The sequence below is a fragment of the Pseudomonas sp. IT-P171 genome, from assembly GCF_949767765.1.
Taxonomy (GTDB): domain Bacteria; phylum Pseudomonadota; class Gammaproteobacteria; order Pseudomonadales; family Pseudomonadaceae; genus Aquipseudomonas; species Aquipseudomonas fluorescens_B.
On the sequence record NZ_CATKQN010000004.1, the window covers coordinates 107,361 to 133,412 of the forward strand.

The following is a 26,052-nucleotide window of genomic DNA, read 5'->3' on the forward strand; positions in this document are numbered from 1 at the left end:
CGTGAAGAAGGCAATGAACAATAGCGCCCTGTTCAGCGACCAGAACCTCGGTCCTTTCGTGTTCCAGCGCTTGGGCTTGAGCGCGCAGTGGTTCGGTTACAGTCATTGATCGATGTACCGCGTGAAACGGGCGTTCACTGAAAGCCACTGTTGGAGCGGGCTTGCCGGCGATGCGGCCTTTGGATTTGCATTGATCCTCAGGTCGTCATCGCCGGCAAGCCAGCTACAGGGTTTCGTCAATCCTCGCGTTTGACGACCAAGGTCAGGATGTCGTAACTGGCGACCAGTTCACCCAGTTGGTTGGTGACTTCCACGTCCCACGCCACCACACCCTGCGGAATGCCCTGAGGGCTCTTTTTCCCCTGATCGATTTTGCGCTTGCACGTCAGGCGCGCCTGGATCGTGTCGCCAATCCCCACCGGGTTGATGAAACGCAACGTATCCAGACCATAGTTGGCCAATACCGGCCCCGGCGCCGGCGATACGAACAGCCCGGCCGCCGCTGACAGCACAAAGTAACCATGAGCGATGCGTTTACCGAATTGCGATTCCTTGGCTGCGATCTCGTCGAAGTGCATGTAGAAATGATCGCCGGACAGGCAACCGAAGTTCACCAGATCGGCCTCGGTCACGGTACGGCGGTGGGTCAGCAGCGACTCGCCAATCTGCAAATCCTGGAAGAACCGGCGGAACGGATGCACGTCGGTTTCGATGACCTTGGCGCCACGCACGTATTCGCCGGTGACCGCAGCGAGCATGGTCGGCGAGCCTTGCACCGCGGCGCGTTGCAAGTAGTGTTTCACCGCGCGCAGGCCACCGAGCTCTTCACCGCCGCCGGCACGGCCCGGGCCGCCATGTTTGAGTTGCGGCAGGGGCGAGCCGTGGCCGGTGGATTCGGCGGCGGATTCGCGATCCAGCACCAGCAAGCGCCCGTGCCAGGCGGCCGCGACCGGGATGGCTTTGGCGGCAATCTTCGGGTCCTTGGTGATCAAGCTGGCCACCAGGCTGCCTTTGCCGCGAGCGGCCAAAACCAGTGCTTCATCCAGATCGTCATAGGCCATCAAGGTGCTGACCGGGCCGAACGCTTCGATGTCGTGGGCGCCACCCTCGGCGTGCGGATCGCGGGCCTGCAACAGGGTCGGCGCGAAGAACGCGCCCTGGCTGACGTTTTCGCCACGCGGTTCGAAACCGTCGCGGGCGCCGAACAGCATATCGCTGCTTTGCAGCAAGCTTTCCAGGCGTTCGGCGACGTCTTTTTGCTGATCGTGAGAGGCCAGCGCACCCATGCGCACGCCTTCCACCGACGGGTCGCCGACCACGACTTTCTTCAGGCGATCGCGCAAACGGCTGGCGACTGCATCGATGTGTCTGGCTGGCACAATCGCACGGCGGATGGCGGTGCATTTCTGCCCGGCCTTGGTGGTCATTTCCCGGGCGACTTCCTTGATGAACAATTCGAATTCTTCATCGTCCGGGGTGACGTCCGGGGCGAGGATCGCGCAGTTCAGCGAGTCGGCTTCGGCGTTGAACGGCACCGAGTTGCGGATCAGGTTCGGGTTGACCCGCAGCTTGGCCGCGGTGTCGGCCGAACCGGTGAAGGTCACCACGTCCTGGCCTTGCAGGCGGTCGAGCAGATCACCGGTGCCGCCGATGATCAATTGCAGGCTGCCGGCCGGCAGCAAACCCGATTCGTCCATCAGGCGCACAACGGCTTCGGTCAGGTAGCTGGTGGCGCTGGCCGGCTTGACGATGCACGGCATGCCGGCGAGAAAACTCGGCGCGAACTTTTCCAGCATGCCCCAGATCGGGAAGTTGAAGGCATTGATGTGCACCGCCAGGCCGCCACGTGGCACCAGAATATGCGTGCCGGCGAAGGTGCCCAGTTTGCTGAGTTGCAGCGCCGGGCCTTCGTGGACGATGTTGCCCGACGGCAGTTCCCGCGAACCGAGGCTGGCGTAGGTGAACAGCGTGCTGTTGCCGCCTTCGATGTCGATCCAGCTGTCGGCGCGGGTGGCGCCGCTGTGGTGGGAGATCGCGTAAAGCTGTTCCTTGCGTTCGCTCAGGTACAAGGCCAATGCCTTGAGACGCTGGGCGCGTTGCTGGAAATCCAGCGCCATCAACCCGCTGACGCCCTGGCGCCGACCGTGCTCGATGGCTTCGGCGAAGTCCGGACGCTCTTCGTGGGTGCGTGCGATCTCGTGGCCGTCGATGGCACTGCGCAGCACCTGGGCACCGTGTTGGCCGATCCAGCGACCGGCGATGAAACTTTGCAGGGTAGGGGCGTGAGGCATCACGATTCCTCCGGGTTAAGAAAAAGTCTGGCGCAGCCGTGACCGCGCCCTTTCAGGCATTACCAAAGCGCCACGGTGTAGCCGACGATCAGCCGGTTTTCATCGAGGGCGGTGCTCAAGCCATTGCCGGAACGGAAGGTCACGTTGCGCCAGCGCAGGCTGACGTCCTTGAACGGGCCGCTCTGGATGACGTAACTGATGTCGGTGTCGCGCTCGCGTTCGCGGCCGTTGTCGACGGCGCCGGCCTTGACGTGGCGGCCGTCGGTGTAGCGGGTCATGAAGGTCAGGCCGGGGATGCCTTGCGCGGCGAAGTCATAGTCGTAACGCAGCTGCCAGGAGTCTTCGTCGGCGCGGGTGTAGGTGTTGTAGGTCACCAGGTTGACCACGTACGGATCGCCGCCGTTGAGGAACGGAAAGGCACTGTCGCCGGACAACTGCTGGTACGTGGCACTGACTTTGTGGGCGCCGTGGGACACGGTGAACATGCTGTTGAAATTGCGGTTGTCGATACGCCCGGCGCGCTCGGCGCCGTCGCCGCGGCTGTCGAAATAGCGCAGGTCACTGCGCAGGTTGAAACCATTGCCCAGCGGTTGGGTATGCACCAGCCCGACGAACTGCTGGCGATAAATCTGCTCAAGCTTGCCGTAGTAGTAGCTCAGGTTCAGTTGCGGACTGAACGCGTAGCTGCCGCCGGCAAAGTCGAAGTGATCGCTGCTGGCGGCGCCGTAACCGATCTCATCGTTGCTGGAGGAATCCCGCAGGTTCGCCTTGGTGAGGCGCCCGGTATTCACGGTCAGGCCGGTGATCTCCTGGCTGGTCAGCAAACCGCCCTCAAAGGTCGAGCCCAGCAGACGGGTGTCGTTGTAGGTCACCACCGGCAGCAAGGGTTGCAGGGTGCCGAGCTTCAACACGCTCTTGGATACCCGCAGCTTGCCGGTGAGCCCCAGTTCGCTGAACTCGTCCGCCGGTTCATGGCTGTTCGGGCCGAAGGGCAGCAGACCGGTGCCCCGGCGATCCGGGCTGGAGTCGAGTTTCAACCCCAGTTCCCCCAGCGCGTCGAGACCGAAGCCGAAGGTGCCATCGGTGAACCCGGACTCGATGCGCGCGGTGAACCCTTGCGCCCATTCTTCAGCCTTGGATTGAGGCGCGTTGTCCTGACGGAAATCGCGATTGATGTAGTGGTTGCGCATTTCAATACGGGCCTTGCTGTCGTCGATGAAGTCGGCCATGGCGCTGGGGGCGACCATGGGCAGACTCAATGCGGCGGCCAGTGAAAACAGTGATTCATAAGGTGTAGAACGTGCGGGCTTCATTGTTTTTATTCCCTGCCATCAGTCGGTCGTTGTTAGTGCTTGCTGGCGCCGGAGGCACCGATGCCGGTCATCGAACGGATGAACTGCGCCAGGTAACGGCCGCGCTCAAGGGCCGCTCGCGGCGAGGTGTCGGTGACCGAAAACAGCCAGGCACTGAAGAACGCCAGGCTCATGGAAAACAGTGCCGGGTTGGAGTAGGGGAACAGCGCCTTGTCGTGATGCAGCACGTTGACCCACACCGCCGGGCTCAGCACCAGCAGGACAATCGCCGAGATCAGCCCCGTCAGGCTGCCGGTGACCGCGCCGCGAGTGGTCAGGCCTTTCCAGTACATCGAAAGGTACAGCACCGGAAAATTCACCGACGCCGCGATGGCGAGCACCAGGCCGGAGAGGAAGGCAATGTTCTGCGACTCGAACAGCAAGCCGAGGATGATCGCCAGCACGCCGATGCACAGCGTGGCGATTCGCGAGACGCGAATTTCCTGCTGCTCGGTAGCCTGCCCTTTGCGCATCACACAGGCGTACAAATCGTGGGACACCGCCGAGGCGCCGGACAACGCCAGACCGGCGACCACCGCCAGAATGGTGGCGAAGGCAACCGCCGAGATGAAGCCGAGAAACAGGTTGCCACCCACGGCTTGCGCCAGATGCACGGCGATCATGTTGCCGCCACCGATGATTGCGCCGTTGGCATCGCGGAACGCTGGATCGGTGCCGACCATCACGATGGCGCCGAAGCCGACAATGATCAGCAGCAGGTAGAAGTAGCCGATAAAGCCGGTGGCGTAGAACACGCTTTTACGCGCTTCCTTGGCATCGCTGACGGTGAAGAAACGCATCAGGATATGCGGCAGGCCGGCCGTGCCGAACATCATGCCCAGCCCCAGCGAGATCGCATCGATCGGGTTCGACAGCAAACCGCCCGGGGCCATGATCGCGTTGCCCTTGGCATGGACGGCGGTGGCGCCGGCGAACATCGCCTCGGTGCTGAAACCGAAATGCTTGAGCACCATGAACGCCATGAACGTGGTGCCGAACAGCAGCATTACGGCCTTGATGATCTGCACCCAGGTGGTGGCGAGCATGCCGCCGAAGGTCACGTAGAACACCATCAACACACCGACCAGCATCACCGCGTAGAGGTAGTCGATGCCGAACAGCAACTCGATCAGTTTGCCGGCGCCGACCATCTGCGCCACCAGGTACATCAACGCGACGGTCAGCGTGCCGAACGCCGAGGTCAGGCGCACCGGGGTTTGTTCGAGGCGATAGGACACTACGTCGGCGAAGGTGTATTTACCGAGGTTGCGCAGGCGTTCGGCGATCAGAAACAGAATGATCGGCCAGCCCGCCAACACGCCCAATGCGTACAGCAAGCCGTCGTAGCCATTGAGAAACATCATCGCCGAGATGCCGAGGAAGGACGCCGCGGAAATCATGTCGCCGGCAATCGCCAGACCGTTCTGGAAACCGGTCATGCCGCCGCCCGCGGTGTAGAAATCGCTGGCTGAGCGGGTGCGCAACGCAGCCCAGCGGGTGACGCCAAGGGTAAACAGCACAAACACCAGGAACATGCCGATGGCGTTCCAGTTCAGCGGGCGGGACGCGCCGTCGGCGGCTGCCGCAAAGTCAGCAATGAAAGCCAGAGGCAGCAGGAACAACGCGAGAAGACGGCTCATCGGGCGCACTCCTGTTTCAGTTTTTCGTTGAGTGGGTCAATGACGTTGTTGGCGCGATAGACGTAGAAGCCGGTCAACGCGAAGGCCAGCACCACAATGACCACGCCGACCAGCATGCCCACGGAGGTCACGCCACCGCTCAGGGATTGGCCGAGGGTGGCGGGGGAAAACGCCACCAGCAGGACGAAGCCGAAATAGATCACCAGCATGATCAGCGACAGCGACCAGTAGAGGTTCTGTTTGCGGCGGACCAACTGGATGAAGTCGGGGTGTTGGCGGATGAGTTCTACGTCTTTGGGTGTCATGGCGCGCTCTCGGTTGTTGTTTTTGTTGTGGGGTGAAACGGTGTATTCCGGTCGATCACTGGCCCCCTGTGGGAGCGAGCCTGCTCGCGATAGCGGTGGGTCAGCCTCCATTGATGCTGGATGGACTGCCTTCATCGCGAGCAGGCTCGCTCCCACAGGTGTTTTGCGTTGCGTCTTAGAGCTGATCGAAATCCAGGACGACTTTGTCGCTGACCGGAAAGGCCTGGCACGACAGCACATAACCGGCAGCCACTTCGTAATCTTCCAGGGCGTGGTTGCTGTCCATTTCCACTTCGCCTTCGATGACCTTGCATTTGCAGGTCGAGCACACGCCGGCCTTGCACGAGTAGGGCAGTTCGGCGCCTTGGGCGTTGCCGGCGTCGAGGATGCTCTGGGTGTTGCGCGGCAGATCGAAGGCGAGGGCGCGGCCGTCGCTGATGACGGTGATCTGGCTGACCGCGGCATCCACCTGCCGTGCGGCTTCCCGCGCTTCGCGTTTTTGCTGGCTGCCGGCGGCGGCAAACAGTTCGAAGTGGATACGCTCAGCCGGCATGCCGTTGGCTTTCAGGCTGTCGCGTACGGTTTCGGTCATTTCCTGCGGGCCGCAGATGAACGCCGCGTCGAGGGCTTTGACATCGAGCCAGCGAGTGAACAGTTGCTCGCATTTCTCGGCGTTGATCCGGCCGTTGTACAGGTCGACATCCTGCTGTTCGCGGCTGAAGACGAAGATCAGGTTCAGGCGCTGCAAGTAGCGGTTTTTCAGGTCTTCGAGCTGTTCGCGGAACAACGCGCCGGAGCTTGAGCGGTTGCCATACAGCAGCGTCACGCGGCTATGGGGTTCGGTTTGCAGGGTGGTCTTGATGATCGACAGGATCGGCGTGATGCCGCTGCCTGCTGCAACCGCCAGGTAATTGCCATGGCGAGCGGGATCGAGCTCGACATGAAAATGCCCGGCCGGCGGCATCACTTCCAGACTGTGTCCGGCCTTCAGTTGTTCGTTGGCAAACGCTGAAAAACGCCCGCCCGCGACGCGCTTGATGGCGATGCGCAATTCACCGTCGTTGACGCCGGTGCAGATCGAATACGAACGACGCACTTCTTCGCCGTCCATTTGCGTACGCATCACCAGGTGCTGGCCCTGGGTGAAGTGAAAGCTGTCTTGCAGGTGCTGCGGAATCTCGAAGGCGATGGACACCGCGTCACGGGTCTCGGCGCGAACGTCCTTGATGGTCAGGCTGTGAAATTTACTCATTATTGTTCTCCAGCTGGGACGGCCGATCGCCGCTCAGATGCACTTGAAATAGTCGAACGGTTCCCGGCAATCGACGCAGCGGTACAACGCCTTGCACGCGGTGGAGCCGAACTCGCTGAGCACTTCGGTGTGCGCGCTGCCGCATTGCGGGCAGACGATCACCGGGCTTTCGCCGAGCAGGCTGCGCTTGCTGGTGCTGCCGTCGGGCGGTGCAATGCCGTAGGCACGCAGGCGTTCGCGGCCGCTGTCGGTGATCCAGTCGGTGGTCCAGGCCGGGGTCAATTTGCGTTCCAGCTGCGGCGCCCGAAAACCGGCGAGCTCCAGCGCATCGCGGATATCGCTTTCGATCACTTCGGTGGCGGGGCAGCCGGAGTAGGTCGGTGTGACCACCACATGCAGATGCCCGGCTTGCCAGTCGAGATCGCGCACGATGCCCAGGTCTACGACGCTGACCACCGGCACTTCCGGGTCCATGACTTGCGCCAGAGTCGCCCACGCGGCGGCCAGGTCGGTCGGTTGTGCGGGCCGGGCGCCGAGGTCGCTGGCGATCAGCTCACCAGGTCGCATCGGGGTACGCTCGTGGCAGGAATTGCATCTCGGCCAGCAGAATGCCCAGGTGTTCGGTGTGCAGGCCCTTGCGTGCATTCAGATAGAAATAGTTCGGCGCGGCCGGCACGGGCAGGGTGGCGCTGGCGAAAATCTCGTTGACCTTGGCTTGCCAGGCCGCGGCGACCTGGGCGGCGTCCGGGGTAATGCCGGCTGCGTGCAAACGCTGTTCGCTGTCATCGGCACTGGTCAGTTCAACGGTGAAGCGCCAAACCTCAGGGATCGCCGCGAGCATGCGTTGGTGGCTCTCCTCGGTGCCGTCGCCCAGACGCTCGACCCACTCGCCGGACCGGCGCAGGTGATAGGTCACTTCCTTCACCGCTTTGGCGGCGATCCCGGCGATACGCTCGTCGCTGGATTGGCTCAGGCCGCTGAGCACTTGCAGATGCCAGGCGTCATACAGGAACTGCTTGAGGATAGTCACCGCGTAATCGCCGTTGGGTTGTTCCACCAGCAGCAGATTGCGATAGGCGCGCTCATCGCGGCGGAATGCCAGGTGATCGGCATCGCGGCCGTCGTCCAGCAGTTCGGCGGCGTATTCGAGCCAGTTGCGTGCCTGGCCGACGAGGTCGAGGCCGACATTCATCAGCGCCAGTTCTTCTTCAAGCGCCGGGGCCTTGCCGCACCATTGGCACAGGCGCTGGCCCTGGATCAGGGCGCTGTCGCCGAGGCGCAACAGGTATTCGATCAGATCAGTCTTGGTGTTCATGGTCGACCTCACATGTGCCCGACTTCGGCCGGCAGCTCGTAGAAGCTGGCGTGGCGGTAGACCTTGTCGTCCGAGGGGTCGAACAGCGGGTCTTTTTCATCCGGCGATGAGGCGGTGATCAGCGCCGATGGCACCACCCACAGGCTCACGCCTTCGCTGCGACGGGTGTACAACTCGCGCGCGTTTTCGATGGCCATGGTGGTGTCGGCGGCGTGCACGCTGCCCACATGCTTGTGGTTGAGGCCGTGCTTGCTGCGCACGAAGACTTCGAAAAGGGTCCATTCGGACATGGCGGTGTCTCCAGATCAGGTGGTCGAATCAGGCGGCGTTCTTGTTGTGTTTTTTGCGAGCGTGTGCGACCGCGGCTTCACGGACCCAGGCGCCGTCTTCGATCGCCTTGCGGCGGGTGGCGACGCGTTCCTGGTTGCACGGGCCGTTGCCCTTGAGCACTTCGTAGAACTCGCTCCACTGAATTTCGCCGAAGTCGTAGTGACCGCGCTCGGCGTTCCACTTCAGGTCCGGGTCGGGGCAGGTGCAACCGAGCAATTCGAGTTGCGGGATGGTCTGGTCGATAAAGCGCTGGCGCAGTTCGTCGTTGCTCTGGCGCTTGATTTTCCAGGCCATGGACTGGGCGCTGTTGGGGGAGTGTTCGTCGCTTGGACCGAACATCATCAGTGACGGCCACCACAGGCGGTTGATCGCGTCCTGGACCATGTCTTTTTGTGCCTGATTGCCGTGGCGCATCATGGTCAGGAGGATTTCGTAGCCCTGGCGCTGGTGGAAACTTTCTTCCTTGCAGATGCGCACCATGGCCCGGGAGTAGGGGCCATACGAGGTGCGCTGCAATACGACCTGGTTGACGATCGCTGCGCCATCCACCAGCCAGCCCACAGCGCCCATGTCGGCCCAGTTCAAGGTCGGGTAGTTGAAGATGCTCGAGTACTTGGCCTTGCCGCTGTGCAGCTTGGCGATTTTCTCGTCACGGTCGGCGCCGAGGGTTTCCATGGCGCTGTACAGGTACAGGCCGTGGCCCGCTTCGTCCTGAATCTTGGCCATCAGTTGCAGTTTGCGTTTGAGCGATGGCGCGCGGGTGACCCAGTTGCCTTCGGGCAGCATGCCGACGATTTCGGAGTGGGCATGCTGGGAGATCTGGCGGATCAGGGTCTGGCGATAGGCATCAGGCATCCAGTTTTTCGCTTCGATCTTGATTTCTGAATCGATTTTTTCCTGGAAGGCACGTTCCTGTTCGGACATCTCCGAGAGGTCTTTGATGCGCTTTACGCCGGTTTCTACGAGCTGTGCGTACATGGGGGTCTCCCGCCTTGAATCTGAATCGAGGGCATGGAGAACTTTATAAGCGATACAGAATTTAATATCAAACAGAAAATATAGTGTCGTATTATTTTTTGTATCGCTTTGGGGGGGAGGGGGTGGGTGTACATATCCGTTTCTTCGGTAACGGCGGCTATTGGTTTCGCCCTTACGGCGAGTCACTTGGAGAAGCGCCAAGTAACCAAGCGCTTTTGCCCCTTTCGTTCGGTGCCTCGCTTAGGCTCGGCATGCCCTCCTTCCGGTCCTGCTCCGTGGGCCCACCGCCCATGCAACCGAGGCGGCCTCCCGGCCGGCCAGGCTCTTCGGATGTGTACATTCCCTGTGGGAGCTAGCCTGCTAGCGATGGTCGCCAACGATAACGCGTGCTGTCTGAATGAACGCAGTGTCTGAGCCTCCATCGCTAGCAGGCTAGCTCCCACAGGGGATTGTTGGCGGGCATGACATGGGCGTTCACCGCCGATGATTCTGAAGAGCTGCAGGCCGGCTATCAGGCCGTCATCGCTGGCAAGCCAGCTCCCACAGAGCCCGAGTACACCCAAAAAAAAGCCCCGCAAAAGCGGGGCCAAAAAGGGTGCAGCAGTCATGCCTTCGGGCGCTTGTCCATCACGTGACAAGCCTTGCCCTCAGAGCGCTTGATCGAATGCATCGGCTGCAAGACGATCCGCGAACTGATCCCGATATACGTCTTGATATGCCGACTCAACTCGCCACAAACAGCCTTCTGCTGTTCATCGTTCAGGTGCTGGTGTTCAGCCTTGAGCTCGACATGCACATCAACGCTGTCCAGGTTCCCATTGCGATACAGGTGAATCTCGTAACACTCTGAAAGCTGTTTGGTTTTCAGCACCTGCTCTTCGATCTGCGTCGGGAACACGTTCACCCCGCGAATGATCAACATGTCATCGCTGCGCCCGGTGATCTTGTCGATCCGCCGCATCGGCCGCGCAGTCCCCGGCAGCAAGCGCGTCAGGTCGCGGGTGCGATAGCGGATCATCGGCAGGGCTTCTTTGCTCAGCGACGTGAACACGAGCTCGCCCATCTGCCCGTCCGGCAGCACTTCACCGGTGACCGGGTCGATGATTTCCGGGTAGAAGTGGTCTTCCCAGATCGTCGGCCCGTCCTTGGATTCCGCGCACTCCATGGCGACACCCGGCCCCATGATTTCCGAGAGGCCGTAGATGTCCAGTGCGGTAATGCCCAAACGGTTTTCGATGGCGCTGCGCAGTTCGCCGGTCCAGGGTTCGGCGCCGAAGATGCCCAGGCGCAGGGCCAGTTTGTGCGGGTCGATGCCCTGGCGCTCGATTTCATCGGCGATGTTGAGCATGTAGGACGGGGTGACCATGATGATGTCCGGCTGGAAATCCTTGATCAGTTGCACTTGCTTTTCAGTCTGGCCACCGGACATCGGAATCACCGTGCAGCCCAGGCGTTCGGCACCGTAGTGCGCGCCGAGGCCGCCCGTGAACAGGCCGTAGCCATAGGAAATATGCACTTTGTCGCCCCGTCGGCCACCCGCTGCGCGGATCGATCGAGCGACTACGTTGGCCCAGGTGTCGATGTCGTTCTGGGTATAACCGACGACGGTCGGTTTGCCCGTGGTGCCGCTGGACGCGTGCAGGCGCACCACGTCGTGCATCGGCACGGCGAACATGCCGTAGGGGTAGTTGTCGCGCAGGTCGGATTTGGTGGTGAACGGAAACTTCGCCAGATCTTCCAGGCATTTGATGTCATCCGGGTGTACGCCCAGCGCATCGAAGCGTTGCCGATACAGCGGCACATTGTTGTAGGCGTGGTTCAGGCTCCAGCGCAGGCGATCCAGCTGGAGCTGACGAAGTTCGTCGATGCTGGCGGTTTCAATCGGGTCCAGCACTGGATCAAGCACGGCTTTGGCAATTGGCATGTTCATAACTTCACTCGAATTATTTTTGTGTTCCAGCCCGGCCTCAGCCGGGCTTTGAGTGCATGCCCCAAGGATACCTCTCGGCTCCCCGGGAATCGCGATTCTTTAGTCGGACAGACGCTCGATGATCAGCGCGATGCCCTGGCCGACGCCGATGCACATGGTGCACAAGGCGTAGCGGCCTTGACGTTCTTCCAGTTCGTGCAGGGCGGTGGTCACCAGGCGTGCGCCGCTCATGCCCAACGGATGGCCGAGGGCAATCGCGCCGCCGTTCGGGTTGACCCGCGGATCGGTGTCGCTCAGGCCGAGCTCACGCAACACCGCCAGGCCTTGCGCGGCGAAGGCTTCGTTGAGTTCGATCACGTCCATGTCCGCCAGGCTCAGGTTGGCCAGTTCCAGCACCTTGCGCGTGGCCGGCAGCGGGCCGATGCCCATGATTCGCGGCTCGACGCCGGCAGTGGCCATGGCGACGACCCTGCCACGTGCTTTCAAACCATGGCGCTTGGCGATTTCCGGACTGGCGAGCAACAGTGCACAGGCGCCGTCATTGACCCCGGAGGCGTTGCCGGCAGTGACGCTGCCCCCTTCACGAAACGGTGTGCCGAGCTTCTGCAGTTGCTCAAGCGTGGTGTCGCCGCGCGGGTGTTCGTCGTGCTCGACGACTTTGGCCGGGCCTTTGCGCTGGGGGATCTCGACTGCGACGATTTCCCTGGCCAGACGCCCGCTGGCCTGTGCCGCGCTGGCACGCTGCTGGCTGCGCAGGGCGAAAGCGTCCTGGTCGGCGCGGGAGATGTTGAACTGCTCGGCGACGTTCTCGGCGGTCTCCGGCATCGAGTCGATGCCGTAGGCTTTTTTCATCAGCGGATTGACGAAGCGCCAGCCGATGGTGGTGTCGTAGAGCTGCGCGTCCCGGGAGAACGCCTGCTCGGCCTTGCCCATCACCAACGGTGCGCGGGACATCGATTCGACGCCGCCGACCAGCATCAGCCCGGCCTCGCCGCAACGAATCGCCCGCGCCGCCGTGCCGATCGCATCCAGCCCGGAACCGCACAAACGGTTGAGTGTGGTGCCCGGCACGCTGACCGGCAGTCCGGCCAGCAGCGCCGACATGCGCGCGACGTTGCGGTTGTCTTCGCCGGCCTGGTTGGCGCAGCCGTAGATCACATCGTCGACCGCGTTCCAGTCGACCTGCGGGTGACGGCGCAGCAATTCACGCAACGGCACCGCGCCGAGGTCGTCGGCGCGCACGCCGCTCAAGGCGCCGGCATAGCGGCCGATCGGGGTCCGCACCGCATCGATGATCAAGGCGTCATTCATTCGGGGTCTCCTGCGCGAGCACTGTGCCGCGCACTTTGTAGGATTTGCCATGGAACAGGGCAATCAGCTGGCCCAGTTGGTTTTCAATGCGCACGTCGTAGTTGCCGGTGCGACCGGAGCGGCTTTGCTCGGTGCAATCGGCGGTCAAGGTGTCGCCCAGGCGTGCCGGGGCGATGTAGTCGATGCTGCAACCGATGGCCACCGTGGCTTCGTTGTAGCTGTTGCAGGCAAAGGCGAACGCCGAGTCGGCGAGGGCGAACAGGTAGCCGCCGTGGCAGGTGCCGTGGCCTTGAATCATGTCGGCGCGCACGCTCATGCCGACGCGGGCGCAACCCGGAGCGGTCGAGAGTAGGCGCATGCCCATCGCCTGGCTGGCGGTGTCGCGCTTGAACAGCGTTTGCGCGCAGGTGCTGGCCAGATTCATCGCTTCATGGTTAGTCATGGAAAGTCCTCCCTTCGGCAACGCGGCGGCGCAACAGCAGCGACGGTCGATAGCGTTCTTCGCCGTAACTGGCTTGCAGGTATTCCAGCACGTTGAGGATGTGCGCAGGGCCGATGGCATCGGCCCAGGCCAGCGGGCCTTGCGGGTAATTGACCCCGGCGCGCATCGCCAGATCGATGTCGGTGGCCGAGGCCACGCCTTGCAGCACGGCGTCGGCGGCTTCATTGGCGAGCATCGCCACTGTGCGCAAGACGGCGAGTGCCGGGCTGTCGCTGAGTAAGCTGACGGTGAATCCGCCCTGTTGCAGCAGCGCAACGCCGTGTTCGAGCGCATCGGGGCTGATGCCGGCCGAGCAACTGATCGCTATTCGAGTCGACTGGCCGAAGTCGGCTACGAGGTCGAGCAGGATCAGATTGCGCAAGCCATCTTCTTTAGCGCGCTGGCCGGCCATGCGCCCGTCGCTCAATGCGAGCACGGCATCACCGACTCGCAGCAAGCCTTGTCCATCGCGCTGAATGACGTCGATCCGGTGTTTGCGCAATCGCTGGATCAGCGCGTTGGCGATGCCCAGATCACCTTCGGCCGTGCAGGTTGCGACGGTCTGTTTGCTGCTGATGAATGTCGGCAGTGGACGCTCCGCACCTTCGGCATAGTTGTAGAAACCATGACCGCTTTTGCGACCGAGACGCCCGGCCTCCACCAATTCCTTCTGAATCAACGACGGCAGGAATCGCGTGTCGCCGTAATAGGCGTCGAACACCGAACAGGTCACGGCATAGTTGACGTCATGGCCAATCAGATCAGTCAGTTCAAACGCGCCCATCGCAAAGCCCCCGGCTTCGCGCATCAACGCATCCAGCGTCGCACAATCGGCCACGCCCTCCTGCAGCAGGCGCAGGCTTTCGGCGTAGAACGGGCGAGCGACGCGGTTGACGATGAAGCCCGGTGTCGAGCGGGTGTGTACCGGTTTCTTGCCCCAGGCGTTGGCGGTGTCGTAAAGACACTCGGCCAGCGCCGGGTCGCTGGCCAGACCCGAGACAATTTCCACCAGCGCCATGACCGGCGCCGGGTTGAAGAAGTGCAGGCCTAGCAAGCGTTGCGGATGACTCAGCTGCGCAGCGATGCTGGTGATCGACAGCGAAGAAGTGTTGCTGGCCAGAATGCAGTGCTCACCGCAGATGCCTTCCAGCTGACGAAAAAGAGCGCGCTTGACCTCGAGGTTTTCGACGATGGCTTCGATGATCAGCTCGCAATCGGCCAGCGCTTCGATGGCTTCCACCGCCTCTAAACGCGAGACCGTTGCCTTCCGTGCTTCGTCCGACAGCTTGCCTTTCTCGACACGCTTGACCAGTTGCCGGTCAATGCCGTCGATGGCCTGAGCGGCAGCGCCCGGACGGTTGTCGAGCAACAGCACCGGATGACCGGCCTGTGCCGCGACCTGAGCGATGCCTGCGCCCATGGCCCCGGCGCCGATCACCGCGATGCGCGCGTTGGTGTTCAGTGCGGTCATGACTCAGCGCCCCTTGAAGCTTGGGCTGCGTTTTTCCATGAAGGCGCTGACGCCTTCACGGTAATCCTCGCTGCGCCCGGCCAAGCGTTGCAGGTCTTTTTCCAGCTCCAGTTGTTCGTCGAACGTGTTGCTCAGGCTGGCGTTCAGGCTGCGCTTGATCAGCGCCAACCCATACGTCGGTTGTGTGGCCAGATGGCGGGCAAGCGTCAGGGCTTCATGGCGCAGGTCGGCATCGTCGACCACGCGATAGATCAGCCCCCATTGCTCAGCCTGCTCCGCCGTCAGGCGATTGCCCAGCAGGGCCAGTGCCTTGGCGCGGGCCATGCCGACCAGGCGTGGCAGGGTCCAGGTACCGCCGGAATCGGGGATCAAGCCGATCTTGCAGAAAGCCTGGATGAAGCTCGCCGAACGCGCCGCCACTACCAGGTCGCACGCCAGCGGAATGTTCGCGCCAGCCCCGGCCGCCACGCCGTTGACCGCGCAGATCACCGGCAGCGGCAAGTCACGCAACTGGCGGATCAGCGGGTTGTAGAACTTCTCGATCGACTCGCCCAGATCCGGCACGGCACTGCCCGGCGCGACATTGCGGTCGCTGAGGTCTTGGCCGGCGCAGAAGCCGCGACCTTCACCGGTCAGCAGCAAGACGCGCACGTCCGGGTTCTGCCGGACCTGTTTCAGCGCTTCTTTCACTTCGCCATGCATCTGCGCATTGAAGCTGTTGAGCTGGTCTGGCCGATTGAGGCTGAGCAGGGCGACGCCGGCCTCGATGGAAAACAGGATGTGTTCGAAGTTCATGGTCTTGGCGCTCTCTGAGAGGTCGTTCGAATTCATTGGCTGACCGGGTTACTGCCCGGTGAAGGTCGGTGTGCGTTTTTCCTGAAAGGCCCGAATGCCTTCGTCGCGGTCACGGGTGCCGGCGAGCACGGTGAAGGCGTGGCGTTCGAAACGCAGGCCGCTGGCGAGGTCGGTGTCCATGGCCTTGAGCAACGCCTCCTTGGCCAGGCGCACGGCCAGCGGCGCTTTTGCGGCGATGCTGCGGGCGACCTGCAGGGCGCGTTCGACAGTGAATTCCGGTTGCGTCACTTCGCTGATCAGACCGGCGCGTTGGGCCTGGCGGGCATCGATCGGTTCGCCGGTCAGGACCATCTGCATGGCCATGGATTTGCCCACGGCGCGCAACAGGCGTTGGGTGCCGCCAGCGCCAGGCATGATCCCGAGGTTGATTTCCGGCTGGCCGAAGCGGGCGTCTTCACCGGCAATGATGATGTCGGCGTGCATCGCCAGTTCGCAGCCACCGCCGAGGGCGAAGCCGTTGACGGCAGCGATCAGCGGTTTGTTGAAACGGGTGATGGTTTGCCACGACGCCTGGCGCGGGTCGTCGAGGATGCCGACCAGATCGCGCTCGGCCATTTCCTTGATGTCGGCGCCAGCGGCGAAGGCCTTGCGGCTACCGGTCAGGACCACGACGCGGGTGTCGGGATCGGCTTGGGCGGTGCTCAGTTCATCGGCCAGTTCACCGAGCAATTCGGTGGTCAGGGCATTCAGCGCTTGCGGACGCAGCAGGGTAATCAGGCGAACGCCCGGCTCGATGATCTCGACAGCAAGGGTTAGAGGCATGGCGGATGCCCTCACGGTGCACGCTCGGCTGTAATGCCGGCTCATTATTGGATCGGCGCGGTAGGCCGGTTTTGCTCGAGTATACCCGCAACGTGATACGCAAATGCAATAGTAATGTCTAATTAATGTGTCTTGTTTGGGGTGGTTTGATTTGCCAGTTAAGGTTTTGATTAAATTCTAAACTCGCTGAAGTCGCCGTTTTTATTGGCTTCAGCTTTGGTTTTTGCGCGTGCGGGAGCGCCTCGCATCGCGGGATTAATAAGTGATACGGTTTTTGTGCTTTGTTAAGGTAAAAGCGATGTGATACAAACTGATCCAGTATCTGCATCGCTTTATGAAAAGGAACGTCCCATGACCTGCTACAGCCTCGATGGCTTGACCCCGGTGGTTGATCCCACTGCTTACGTTCATCCGTCAGCCGTTTTGATCGGTGATGTGATTGTCGGTCCCCAGTGCTACGTCGGGCCGCTGGCCAGCCTGCGCGGGGACTTCGGCCGGATCGTGCTGGAGGAGGGCGCCAATCTGCAGGACACCTGCGTGATGCACGGTTTCCCGGACAGCGACACCGTGGTCGAACGCAACGGTCACATTGGTCACGGCGCGGTGTTGCACGGGTGCCGGATTGGCGCAGATGCACTGGTGGGGATGAATGCGGTGGTGATGGACAATGCGCGCATCGGTGCTCGCTCATTCGTCTCGGCGGCCGCGTTCGTCAAGGCGGGATTCGAATGCCCCGAGCAGTCGCTGATCATGGGCGCGCCGGCCAGTGTCAAGCGCAGCCTCAGCGATGAAGAGGTGTCGTGGAAACAGGCGGGTACTCGCGAATATCAGCAACTGGCCAGGCGTTGCCTTGAGCAGATGCGCGTCTGCGAGCCGCTGACCGAACCGGAACCCGACCGCCCGCGCATAAGCGACAGCGGCCTGCGGCCCAAGGGCAGCGTCTCTTGAACGCTGATCCCCTTGTGGGAGCGAGCCTGCTCGCGATTGCGGAGTGTCAGTCACCATCATTGTTATCTGGCACAGCGCAATCGCGAGCAGGCTCGCTCCCACAGGGAGAGGCGCATTCGGTATATTCCTTTTCTTTTTTCAGCTCGGTACGCCCATGTCGTCCCTGACACCCTTGAACCACCTGATTACCCGCTTCCAGGAACAGACGCCGATCCGCGCCAGCTCCTTGATCATCACGCTGTACGGGGATGCCATCGAACCCCACGGCGGCACGGTGTGGCTGGGCAGTCTGATTCAGTTGCTCGAACCCATCGGCATCAACGAACGGCTGATCCGCACCTCGATTTTTCGCCTGACCAAGGAAGGCTGGCTGACCGCCGAGAAAGTCGGGCGTCGCAGCTACTACAGCCTGACCGGCACCGGTCGCCGGCGTTTCGACAAGGCCTTCAAGCGCGTCTACAACTCCACCGTTCCGGCATGGGACGGTTCGTGGTGCCTGGTGATGCTCACGCAACTGACCCAGGACAAGCGCAAACAAGTGCGCGAAGAACTGGAGTGGCAAGGTTTTGGTGCGATCTCGCCGGCGGTGCTGGCCTGTCCGCGCAGTGATCGGGCCGATGTCAACGCGACCTTGCTCGACCTTGGCGCCCAGGAAGACACCATCGTTTTCGAAACCACCGCGCAAGACGTGCTGGCCTCCAAGGCCCTGCGTCTGCAGGTACGCGAGAGCTGGAACATCGAGGAGCTGGCGGCCCATTACAGCGAGTTCATCCAGCTGTTCCGACCGCTCTGGCAAGCGCTTCGCGAGCAGGAAAACCTGCAGCCGTCCGACTGCTTCCTGGCACGGGTCCTGCTTATTCATGAGTACCGCAAACTGCTGTTGCGCGACCCGCAGCTGCCGGACGAATTGTTGCCCGGCGATTGGGAAGGGCGCGCCGCCCGGCAGTTGTGCCGCAATATTTACCGGCTGATCTACGCCAAGGCCGAGGAATGGTTGAACAGCGCACTGGAGACCGCCGATGGTCCGTTGCCGGATGTGGGCGAAAGCTTCTATCGGCGTTTTGGCGGGCTTAAATAACCCGCTTGTTGTCGAAGGAGCGTCCCTGTTCAGGAGAACCCGTGGATTGGCGTAGATAATAAAAACAAGCCTGCGTGAGGCCCGACATGATTTCTTCAATTGCACAGCGCCGTGATGGCTTCGATCAGTGGATTCATCAGATCAACCAGATCTGTGGCGCCTTCAACGCGCAGCCTCTGGGTGACGAGTTTGCCGGACACATTCGCGAGCACCAGGACGGCGCGCTGAAGCTCAGTTTTGTCGATGCCCGCCAGGCTCGGCTGTACCGCACGCCTCAGGAAGTCGCGGCGGGCGAGGGTGGCAAATACTTTGCGGTGTTCCAGCTCGATGGCACCGCCGGTATGGCCCAGGGCGACAGCAAGGTGTTGCTGTCGGCCGGGGATATCACGCTGATCGACGCCTCGCGCCCCAGCGACTTTACCTACAGTGAAAACTCGCGGCAGTTGTCCTTGATTCTTCCCTCGCAACTGGTCGAGCAAACCCTGCGCTTCAGTCAGGTCAAGTGCGGCCACCGGATTGCCGCGACATCGCCCATCGCGATGCTGTCGCACCGTCTGATTCTGGACGCCACGCACCAGCAATGCCTGAGCCGGGCAGAAAGCGAAGCGACGCTGGAGGCGATTGTCAGCCTGCTGCGTCCGGCCATCAGCCACAGTGAAGCGTGCACGGATGTGCAGGAGCGCCTCTTTCGCAAGACCCTGGGCTTTATTGATGAGCACATCCGCTCGGAAGACCTTTGCCCCGAATGGCTGGCGCGAGAAGTGGGCATGTCGACGCGTGGGCTGTACCGGATGTTCGCCAGGAAGGGCCTGGTGGTGGCGCGGTACATCAAGAATCGTCGGCTGGATTTGTGCGCGGAGTCCCTGCGCCAATCGCGCACGGAGCAGAAGTTGTCGGTGCTGGGGTATTCGTGGGGCTTTTCCGATTCGAGCTACTTTTCCACGGCGTTCAAATCGCGGTTCGGCATTTCGCCCGGTGAATACCGCAAAAAACACGCCTGAGATCCAATTGAATAAACACCTAACCCCTGTGGGAGCGAGCAAGCCCGCCCCCACAGGGTTGTGTGTGTCTTATTTCGGCGCGTTGAGGTTCAACGTCGGCGTCTCATCAAAGAAATTCCACGGCTTCAACAGCACATGCACCCACTCGGTCGGCATGATCGGCCATTCTTCCGCGCGGGCGATGTGCGTGGTGCCGGTGGTCAACCAGACCACATCATCGGCGTTTTCGATGGACTGATTGTCGTGGGTGAACTGCCCAAGTCCCGCGTCCTTGTCCGAACGGTTCGGGTATTTGCCTTCCGGGTACTTTTCTTCCGGGTTGTAGCGGGTCACCCACAGTTGTTTGTCCATGAAGCTCAGGCGGTGATAGAGCCATTCATCCTTGCCGAAGTTAGCACCCTTGGCCACCGGGTGCGTGCCGCCCGCATACGGAATCAACTGATAGGAAACCGGGTTGCCGACTTTGTTTTCCTTGCTGAAGTTGGTCAGCAGGCGAACGGTCGAGGGGTCGAATTTCTGCGCGGCCTGCTGTTCAGTGCCGACCACTTGTTGCTCGGTCTGCATGGTGCTGGTCCGCGGTCCGCCACGGTCGTTCGGGGCCACCACCGGGTTCACTTCCACCAGTGAGTTGTTTTCACCGTCGACGTCCATGTCGAGGCGGAAGTTGTAGATGTGCTGGTGCGTGGTGCCGACGATGTTGTGGTCCAGCAGCGTGCCGTAGCGCGTGTCTTCCTTGGCCGTGGCTTCATGCATGGTTTTCGATTTAACTCCCTTGACCGCTTCGATCCCGGTGGCGCCGGCGTCGATGCCGATGGTGCCGTTCTGCTGGAAAACCCAGTCGAAGATGTAGTCGTAGTTGCCGACGGTGCTGATCCAGCGCACCACCAGTTCTCGCCGTTCGGTGCTGAGGTTGGGCTGGCCCATTTCCTGGTGTTTGTATTCCGGGCCGGCGTAACGCTCGAACACCGCCATGGCGCGGGGAATCGAGGTGGGTGCGCCGGTGTAGTCGGCAATCGTGGCGTCCAGCAGCACGGCGTTTTCCGGCGCGTCCTTGCCGCGCGCAATCGGCGAGGTCAGTGTGCCCATGCCGTAATCGCCCGAGTCGAGATAGGCCTTGAAGTACCACCCGCCATCGGGGTCGCCGTAGGGCACGATCATGCCGCCGAGCGAACCTTCGTACATGATTTTGCGTTTCTTGCCCTTGTCGTCATACGTGACCGTGGACAGGATCGGACCGACCCGGGAATCGAGGCGAACGTGGAAATCCCAGTTTTGCCAGTGAATGCTGTTGCCGGTGATGGTGTAGTTTTTCCCCTCGGGCTCGGTAATTTCCAGCGGCTTGACCGACGTGCCCTTGCGCCCGCGCCCGTCATACGGCGTGGGTTTCATCGGCACCGGAATGACCGCGTCGTCTTCGATCTTGATCAGCTTCTTCTGTTCCAGGTCGACAATCGCCACCAGACCCTCGATCGGGTGCGCCCAGTAGTTACCGTCACCGGTATTCAGATAGCTGACGATTTTCAGCAACCGCTTGTCCTGCGCCAGGCCGTCCTTGCCGTCGAAGTAACCGACCGTCAACGGCGTCGCCACGACCTTTTTCACGTCGGTGATCCCGCGTTTGGCCAGCGCCTGCGCATAGTCGGGGCTCGCTTCGATGGCGGATTGCACCGTCGCGAAGTCATCCAGCAGGACCATGCCGTGGGCGCCTTCGACGGGTTTCCACGACTTGAGCGTCTTGCTGTCGAGATCGACCAGGCCCTCGATCACATGCTTGCCGTCGAGCACCACGATGTTGGCCTGACGCGGCTGGGCGACGTTCTGCCCGGTGTAGACGAAATTCCACACCTGCTCCTTCGGCGGCTCGTTGACCGAGACTTCGGTGAAACGGAAACCGGGTTTGTAGTGCTCCGATTGCCTGATGATCTCGACAGCGGTCTTGATCTCGTCCGCGCTCAGCGGGTTGAGCGGGTTGGGGCGTGTCTCGACGACAAACGTCTTGTCCAGACCGGACTGGAACACCTGATTGATAAAGTCCTTGGACATGAAGGCGATCTTGCCCTTGAACACCACCGGCACGCTCAGCTCCATCCGTTTACCGTTGAGCACCGCCACTTTGCTGCCCGGCTTGACCTTGAGATAAACGCCGTCCTTGGCAATCACGAACAGATCGGCGTAGTCGTCCCATTTGACGGTTGCGCCAAACTCTTCAAGACCCGATTGCAACGGCACCATTTCAGCGGCGCCACCGTGGGCACTGGCCTGGTTGACCCAACACGGCAGGCCGAGCGTGGCAAGGCTGATGGCCAGCGCGAGGCGGGCGAGGGGTTTTCTTTTCAGTGAGGCAAAGGAGGTGAACATGTCTGGGGTTCCTGGACGAAAGCCGATGACTGGCATTAGCACACTTTGCTACAGCCAGTGACTGGCTTCTTTTGGATGCCTGCCAGAATCCTTTGGCTCCGTGCCTAAATCAACTTTCCCGTTGATCTGCCTCGGATTGGAATCCATTGCTTCCAGTTAATAGGAAGCATTACTATTCACGCCCCATCTCCACAGCACACCGCAATGTCCCCCAAGCTGCCCCGCAGACACGGCTTTTTCGAGCATTACGAAGAGTTGGTTGGCACCTGGACCCGTCGCCTGAGAAATCGACAGCAGGCCGAGGATCTGGCCCACGACACCTTCGTGCGGTTGCTTGAGTCGGATTCGGCGGTGGTGGCGCAGCCTCGGGCGTATTTGCACCAGACTGCGCGCAATATCGCGGTGGATGGTTATCGGCGTGAGGATCGACGGGGTGCCATGGAGTCGGAGGCGATCGATCACAGTGTGTCGTCGTCCGGCGACCCGGAGCATTTCATGCAGGCGATCCAATTGGCTGATTGCATCGAACGGGCGCTGGCCGAGCTGCCGGTCAATTGTCGCAAGGTGTTTGTCTGGCAGAAGATCGAAGGCCTGACCCAGGCCGAAATCGCCGAACGCCTGGGACTGTCCAAGAACATGGTGGAAAAGTATATGATCCGCACCCTGCGGCATCTGCGCGACCGCCTCGACGGACTGCAATCATGATGTGCGTTGGCTTTTGCAGGAGCTGGCGAAGCCTGCGATCCTTTGATGTTCGGCGATTTCAACACCGCCATAAGATCGCAGCCTTCGGCAGCTCCTGCACGAAACAAAGGCGCCGCGCCTTCTCACCCCCAGCCAAACAGGAACTTCCATAATGGATACTCGTGATTGTGCGTGCGGGCAAACAACGGTTCGCGATGAGGCGGCGCAGTGGTTTGTGCGTTTGCAGGAACCGGCCGTCGACGTCGAAGAGCGTCGACGTTTTGAGCTTTGGCTGAACGAGCACTCTCAGCACCGCGATGAATTTCAATTGCTTCAGGGCCTGTGGACCGCCGCAGACCTGGTGCCACGTGCGCGACTGCAAGCCTTGTGCGAAATCCCGCCGGTGCGCCGCAAACGTCATCCGCTGGTGCGTTATGCCGTGGCGGCCAGTGTACTGGCCGTGGCGCTCGGCCTGGGACTGTTCAGCGGCTTGAATCAACCCACGCCTTACACCGCCGAGTTTTCGACGGCCCTGGGCGAACGTCGCCAGGTGGCGTTGCCGGACGGTTCGGTGATCGATCTGAACAGCCGCAGCCGCCTTCAAGTGCGCTATGAAAAAGGCCATCGAGACATTGAGCTGATGGAAGGCGAGGCGATGTTCAGCGTCGCGCACGACAGCGATCGGCCGTTCGTGGTCGAGGCGGGCAGCGGCAAAGTCACGGTCACCGGCACCCGCTTCGATGTGCGTCGCGGCGTCAGCGACACCCGGGTCGTGGTGGAGCAAGGCACGGTCAAGGTTCAGGGGCGCGGTGCGCCCGACAACGAATTCATCAGCCTCACTGCCGGCCTCGGTACACGTGTCGACGCCCAGGGCACCGTCGCGGCGGCGTATGCCGTTAACCCGGCGGAACTGACCGCCTGGCGCAGCGGCAAACTGGTGTTCAACAACGCCAGCCTTGCCGAAGTGGCTGAGGAAGTGTCGCGCTATCGGGAGAAACCCCTCACCGTCGGCAACGACAAAGTCGGCAATCTGCGCCTGACCAGTGTGTTCAAGTCCGACAATACCGACGCGCTGCTCAAGGCCTTGCCGAACATCCTGCCGGTATCCGTGCGCACCCTCGATGACGGCAGTCAGGAAATAATTTCACAATAAATTCAGGTTTTTTTCGAGTTCATCGTCTTCTAGCCTAACTGCAACTGGTTTGCATTAACAAACGCATACTCTTGCGATCCACAGGGCTAGGTTCGACGTGAAAAAAAACACCGCTAAAAACAACGCTGCTCGAAACAACAAACGTCCTTGGTTGCCGCTGGCCCTTGCGCTGGCGGTCAACGTTGCGCTGCCTCAGGCCTTTGCCGCCGATGCCATTCACATTCCGGCGCAACCCTTGGGTCAGGCGCTCAGTGAACTCGGCCAGCAAACCTCGTTGCAGGTTTTTTTCAGTCCTGAACTGGTCGCCGGTAAGCAAGCCCCGGCGGTGGATGGCAACCTCTCGCCGGAACAGGCCTTGCGCCAGTTGTTGCAAGGCAGCGGCCTCGAGTATCAGATCGACGAGGGGGCGGTGACCCTGACCCAGGCGTCGACTCCCGCCGCCAACGGCCCGCTGGAACTGGGCGTGACCGACATCAAGGTGGTCGGCGACTGGCTCGGCGACGCCGATGCCGCCGTGGTGCAAAACCACCCCGGCGCGCGTACGGTGATCCGCCGCGAAGCCATGGTCGAGCAGGGTGCGATGAACGTCGGTGACGTGCTCAAGCGTGTGCCCGGTGTGCAAGTGCAGGAAGCCAACGGCACCGGCGGCAGCGACATTTCCCTGAACGTCGGCGTACGGGGCCTGACGTCGCGCCTGTCGCCACGCTCCACGGTGCTGATCGACGGCGTGCCGGCAGCGTTTGCCCCTTACGGCCAGCCGCAGCTGTCCATGGCGCCGATCTCCTCGGGCAACCTTGAAAGCATCGACGTGGTTCGCGGCGCCGGTTCCGTGCGCTACGGGCCGCAAAACGTCGGCGGTGTGATCAACTTCGTGACCCGCGCCATCCCGGAAAAAGCTTCCGCCGAAATCGGCACTACCCTGGAAACCTCCCGACACGGTGGCTGGAAACACATCGATACGGCGTTCGTCGGCGGAACGGCGGACAACGGCATCGGCGTGGCGCTGTTGTACTCGGGCGTGAACGGCAACGGTTACCGTGAGCGCAACCAGGGCAACGACATCGACGACGTGATTCTCAAGACCCATTGGGCACCGACCGATGTCGACGATTTCAGCCTCAACCTGCATTACTACGACGCCAGCGCCGACATGCCCGGCGGCCTGACCCAGGCGCAATACGATGCCAATCCGTTTCAGTCCGACCGCAACAACGACAACTTCAGCGGACGTCGCAAGGACATTTCCTTCAAGTGGACGCGGCAGATCGATGACCGCACCCAGGCCGAAGTGTTGACCTACTACTCCGACAGCTTCCGTGGCAGCAACATCGCCGCCCGCGATCAGCAAACCCTTGGCTCGTTCCCGCGCACTTACTACACCCTCGGCATCGAACCGCGGGTGTCCCATGTGTTCGACGTCGGCCCGACCACCCAGGAAGTCAGCGTCGGTTATCGCTACCTCAAGGAAGCCATGCACGAAGAGGCCAGTCGTCTGGCGCTGGTCAACAACGAGCCGGTCGTGACCAAGGCCTCGGACGGCCATGTCTATCAGGACCGCACCGGCGGCACTGAAGCCAACTCGGTGTACATCGATAACAAAATCGACGTCGGCAACTGGACGATCACGCCCGGTATCCGTTTCGAACACATCAGCACCGACTGGCACGATCGCCCCGTGCTCGACACCGCCGGCAAGCGCGTGCAGGAAAAGAATCGCAGCATCGAAAGCAACGAGCCGCTGCCGGCCTTGAGCGTGATGTATCACCTCTCCGATGCCTGGAAGCTGTTCGCCAACTACGAAACCTCGTTTGGCAGCCTGCAGTATTTCCAGCTCGGCCAGGGCGGCACGGGTGACGAACCCGCCAATGGCCTGGAGCCGGAGAAGGCCAAGACCTACGAGGTCGGCACGCGTTACAACGATGACGTGTGGGGCGGCGAAGTGACGCTGTTCTACATCGACTTCGATAAAGAGTTGCAGTACATCAGCAACGACGCAGGCTGGACCAACCTCGGCGCAACCACGCACCAGGGCATCGAGGCTTCGGTTCACTACGACATGGCGGCACTGGACCCACGGCTCGACGGCCTGACCGCCAACGCCGGGATCACCTACACCCGCGCCGTTTATGAAGGCGAGATTCCCGGCTTCAAGGGCCGCGACCTGCCGTTCTATTCGCGCCAGGTTGCGACTGCCGGCCTGCGCTACGACATCGACCGCTGGACCTATAACCTCGATGCGTTTGCCCAGTCCAGACAGCGTTCGCCGGGCGTAGCGGTGAATGCCAATGGCAGCTTCACCAACAACTACATCACCGAAGGCACTGCCGACGGCCAGTACGGCGACATTCCGGGTTACGTCACCTGGAACGTGCGGGGCGGTTATGACTTTGGCGCGCAACTGTCGAACCTGAAGGTCGGTGCCGGGGTGAAAAACATTTTCGACAAGCAGTACTTCACCCGCTCCAGCGACAACAACTCGGGCATGTACGTCGGCGCGCCACGCACGTTCTTTGTGCAGGCAAGCGTCGGCTTTTAATGCACGAGCGATGATTAACCT

Annotated in this window: 22 protein-coding genes; 6 read left to right on the top strand and 16 right to left on the bottom strand. The window is 61.6% G+C overall.

The genetic code is table 11. The features are described from left to right. Positions 1-236 precede the first annotated feature (236 nt). From paaZ to paaF, 15 genes are all read right to left on the bottom strand, one after another. A complete protein-coding gene (paaZ, locus tag ACM6I5_RS03695; protein ID WP_017339752.1) occupies positions 237-2,291 on the bottom strand; it encodes a phenylacetic acid degradation bifunctional protein PaaZ in 2,055 nt (684 codons plus the stop codon). A 59-nt stretch (positions 2,292-2,350) separates the two neighbouring features. Next, a complete protein-coding gene (locus ACM6I5_RS03700) occupies positions 2,351-3,604 on the bottom strand; it encodes an OprD family porin (protein WP_414883219.1) in 1,254 nt (417 codons plus the stop codon). A gap of 32 nt (positions 3,605-3,636) precedes the next feature. Next, on the bottom strand, positions 3,637-5,283 hold the full coding sequence (locus ACM6I5_RS03705) for a cation acetate symporter (protein WP_414883220.1): 1,647 nt from the start codon (positions 5,281-5,283) through the stop codon (positions 3,637-3,639). Further along, complete coding sequence (locus ACM6I5_RS03710) at positions 5,280-5,588, bottom strand: DUF485 domain-containing protein (protein ID WP_017339749.1); 309 nt, start codon at positions 5,586-5,588, stop codon at positions 5,280-5,282. Before ACM6I5_RS03710 ends, ACM6I5_RS03705 begins: the two co-directional genes overlap by 4 nt. 175 nt (positions 5,589-5,763) lie before the next feature. Next, positions 5,764-6,840, bottom strand: a complete 1,077-nt coding sequence (gene paaE / locus ACM6I5_RS03715) for a 1,2-phenylacetyl-CoA epoxidase subunit PaaE (protein ID WP_017339748.1) — start codon at positions 6,838-6,840, stop codon at positions 5,764-5,766. A 33-nt stretch (positions 6,841-6,873) separates the two neighbouring features. Beyond that, a complete protein-coding gene (gene paaD / locus ACM6I5_RS03720; protein WP_153649706.1) occupies positions 6,874-7,407 on the bottom strand; it encodes a 1,2-phenylacetyl-CoA epoxidase subunit PaaD in 534 nt (177 codons plus the stop codon). After that, positions 7,394-8,155 (bottom strand): 1,2-phenylacetyl-CoA epoxidase subunit PaaC, encoded by a 762-nt coding sequence (gene paaC / locus ACM6I5_RS03725; protein ID WP_414883221.1) that lies wholly within the window; start codon positions 8,153-8,155, stop codon positions 7,394-7,396. The genes paaD and paaC overlap by 14 nt, the downstream gene beginning before the upstream one ends. A gap of 8 nt (positions 8,156-8,163) precedes the next feature. Then, entirely contained in the window at positions 8,164-8,445 is a 282-nt protein-coding gene (gene paaB, locus ACM6I5_RS03730; protein WP_007943393.1) for a 1,2-phenylacetyl-CoA epoxidase subunit PaaB, read from the bottom strand. 28 nt (positions 8,446-8,473) lie between these two features. Next, positions 8,474-9,463 carry a 1,2-phenylacetyl-CoA epoxidase subunit PaaA gene (gene paaA, locus ACM6I5_RS03735; protein ID WP_414883222.1) on the bottom strand — a complete coding sequence of 330 codons (990 nt, stop codon included), beginning with the start codon at positions 9,461-9,463 and terminating at the stop codon, positions 8,474-8,476. 604 nt (positions 9,464-10,067) lie between these two features. Then, a complete protein-coding gene (gene paaK / locus ACM6I5_RS03740) occupies positions 10,068-11,393 on the bottom strand; it encodes a phenylacetate--CoA ligase PaaK (protein ID WP_414883223.1) in 1,326 nt (441 codons plus the stop codon). A gap of 99 nt (positions 11,394-11,492) precedes the next feature. Continuing rightward, positions 11,493-12,704: a 3-oxoadipyl-CoA thiolase gene (pcaF, locus tag ACM6I5_RS03745; RefSeq protein WP_414878007.1), complete on the bottom strand. Its 1,212-nt coding sequence runs from the start codon at positions 12,702-12,704 to the stop codon at positions 11,493-11,495. Next, positions 12,697-13,146 carry a hydroxyphenylacetyl-CoA thioesterase PaaI gene (gene paaI, locus ACM6I5_RS03750; protein WP_017339741.1) on the bottom strand — a complete coding sequence of 150 codons (450 nt, stop codon included), beginning with the start codon at positions 13,144-13,146 and terminating at the stop codon, positions 12,697-12,699. Before paaI ends, pcaF begins: the two co-directional genes overlap by 8 nt. Continuing rightward, positions 13,139-14,656, bottom strand: coding sequence for a 3-hydroxyacyl-CoA dehydrogenase PaaH (gene paaH, locus ACM6I5_RS03755; protein WP_414883224.1), 1,518 nt, complete (start codon positions 14,654-14,656; stop codon positions 13,139-13,141). Before paaH ends, paaI begins: the two co-directional genes overlap by 8 nt. Positions 14,657-14,659: 3 nt before the next feature. Next, on the bottom strand, positions 14,660-15,451 hold the full coding sequence (gene paaG, locus ACM6I5_RS03760) for a 2-(1,2-epoxy-1,2-dihydrophenyl)acetyl-CoA isomerase PaaG (RefSeq protein WP_017339739.1): 792 nt from the start codon (positions 15,449-15,451) through the stop codon (positions 14,660-14,662). A gap of 48 nt (positions 15,452-15,499) precedes the next feature. Next, positions 15,500-16,273 (bottom strand): 2,3-dehydroadipyl-CoA hydratase PaaF, encoded by a 774-nt coding sequence (gene paaF / locus ACM6I5_RS03765; RefSeq protein WP_017339738.1) that lies wholly within the window; start codon positions 16,271-16,273, stop codon positions 15,500-15,502. 351 nt (positions 16,274-16,624) lie between these two features. Here paaF and paaY point away from each other — a divergent pair, with 351 nt between their 5' ends. From paaY to feaR, 3 genes are all read left to right on the top strand, one after another. Next, positions 16,625-17,221: a phenylacetic acid degradation protein PaaY gene (gene paaY, locus ACM6I5_RS03770; protein WP_017339737.1), complete on the top strand. Its 597-nt coding sequence runs from the start codon at positions 16,625-16,627 to the stop codon at positions 17,219-17,221. A gap of 154 nt (positions 17,222-17,375) precedes the next feature. Beyond that, positions 17,376-18,299, top strand: coding sequence for a phenylacetic acid degradation operon negative regulatory protein PaaX (gene paaX, locus ACM6I5_RS03775; RefSeq protein WP_414883225.1), 924 nt, complete (start codon positions 17,376-17,378; stop codon positions 18,297-18,299). Positions 18,300-18,385: 86 nt separating this feature from the next. Then, positions 18,386-19,300: a transcriptional regulator FeaR gene (gene feaR / locus ACM6I5_RS03780; RefSeq protein ID WP_017339735.1), complete on the top strand. Its 915-nt coding sequence runs from the start codon at positions 18,386-18,388 to the stop codon at positions 19,298-19,300. A gap of 69 nt (positions 19,301-19,369) precedes the next feature. Here the strand turns inward: feaR and tynA are convergent, their stop codons facing one another. Further along, positions 19,370-21,658 (bottom strand): primary-amine oxidase, encoded by a 2,289-nt coding sequence (gene tynA / locus ACM6I5_RS03785; RefSeq protein WP_414878004.1) that lies wholly within the window; start codon positions 21,656-21,658, stop codon positions 19,370-19,372. Positions 21,659-21,862: 204 nt separating this feature from the next. Here tynA and ACM6I5_RS03790 point away from each other — a divergent pair, with 204 nt between their 5' ends. The 3 genes from ACM6I5_RS03790 to ACM6I5_RS03800 all read left to right on the top strand — a co-directional run bounded on the left by ACM6I5_RS03790 (position 21,863) and on the right by ACM6I5_RS03800 (position 26,031). Beyond that, a complete protein-coding gene (locus ACM6I5_RS03790) occupies positions 21,863-22,363 on the top strand; it encodes a sigma-70 family RNA polymerase sigma factor (protein WP_017339733.1) in 501 nt (166 codons plus the stop codon). A gap of 148 nt (positions 22,364-22,511) precedes the next feature. Continuing rightward, entirely contained in the window at positions 22,512-23,495 is a 984-nt protein-coding gene (locus ACM6I5_RS03795) for a FecR family protein (protein ID WP_414883247.1), read from the top strand. Between the two features lie 97 nt (positions 23,496-23,592). After that, complete coding sequence (locus ACM6I5_RS03800; protein ID WP_414883226.1) at positions 23,593-26,031, top strand: TonB-dependent siderophore receptor; 2,439 nt, start codon at positions 23,593-23,595, stop codon at positions 26,029-26,031. The last annotated feature ends 21 nt before the right edge of the window (positions 26,032-26,052 follow it).